Annotated in this window: 1 protein-coding gene; it reads right to left on the bottom strand. The window is 58.7% G+C overall.

The window, feature by feature from the left end; all coding sequences use genetic code 11:
* Window positions 1–40 precede the first annotated feature (40 nt).
* Window positions 41–1,221 (bottom strand): IS3 family transposase gene (locus tag GCT13_RS47720; RefSeq protein ID WP_152768435.1). Its coding sequence is split into 2 segments (ribosomal slippage): window positions 41–957 and window positions 957–1,221, totalling 1,182 coding nucleotides; the frame shifts between segments, so codons are not numbered across the junction.
* Window positions 1,222–1,287 lie beyond the last annotated feature (66 nt).

The following is a 1,287-nucleotide window of genomic DNA, read 5'->3' on the forward strand; positions in this document are numbered from 1 at the left end:
TGACCTTGCCCCTGTTTCACGAATCCCATAGCCGAGGGATTTATGCGGCCGCACCTTGCTGAGCGGCGAACCAGTTCTTCTCGAACGTCATGGGGCTGACGTAATTGAGCGTCGAGTGTAGCCGATGCGCGTTATAAAAGTTGAGCCAATCAACCACTTCGTCCATTGCCGCACGTTTGGTCGAGAAGTGTCGACCGTGCAGGCGTGCAACTTTCAGCGAACCCCACAGACTTTCGGTCGGCGCGTTATCCCAGCAATCACCACGTCGACTCATGGATGAGCGCATGCCGTATGCTTTCAGCGTGTCCTGGAACAGACCGCTGCAATACTGACTGCCACGGTCGCTATGAACGATTACGCCGGCTTCAGGGTGGCGGCGGAACCACGCCATACGCAGCGCATCGGTAACCAGCTCGGCCTTCATGTGTGGCTGCATTGACCAGCCCACGACCTGCCGGCTGAACAGGTCGATGATGACGGCCAGATACAGCCAGCCTTCAGCCGTTGCAACATACGTGATGTCACTCGTCCAGACCTGATTCGGCGCCGTCGCCGTGAAGTTGCGCTCCAGCAGGTTCGGCGCGACCGGCAAGCCATGATTCGAGTTTGTCGTCGCAATGTACTTGCGTTTGTGCCGCGCACGAATGCCGTGCTGTGCCATCAGCTTGCGCACGCGCTCCTTGCCGACGCGCACGCCGCGCGCAACCAGCTCTTTCCACATGCGTGGCCAGCCATATTCGCCCTTTACCTGTGCGTGAATTGCCTTGATATGCGCCAGCAGGGCATCGTCGCTCACACGGCTTCCGCCCGGCTTATCCTGCGCGGTACGTTGCCGGCGTTGATGATAGCCACTGGGGCTGACGTCGAGCACCTCGCACAACACCGAAATCGGCCAATGACGGCGATTACGTTCGATGAAGGCGTACTTCACGTCGACTCCTTCGCGAAGTACGCGCACGCCTTTTTTAGTATGTCCCGCTCCATCTTCAGGCGGGCCACTTCGGCACGCAGTCTCGATAATTCCATCTGCTCCGGACTTACCGGCTTTGTACCGGCTCCGCCGAGCTTGCCTTCGTGCTCAGCCTTGACCCAGTTGGAAATCGATTGGGTCGGCACGTCCAGCGTCGCAGCCACCGCCGCAATGCTCTGGCCGGCCTTGACCAGCCGTACCGCTTCCAGCTTGAATTCGAGCGTGTATCGCGCCCGCTTTGTCTTGCTCATCTTCTTGTTTCTCCTTGCATGAGTTTAAACGCTCAGCAAGGGATTCGTTTTTCGGGGGCAAGCTCA

This window comes from Paraburkholderia franconis (assembly GCF_009362735.1).
In the GTDB taxonomy this organism is placed as follows: domain Bacteria; phylum Pseudomonadota; class Gammaproteobacteria; order Burkholderiales; family Burkholderiaceae; genus Paraburkholderia; species Paraburkholderia franconis.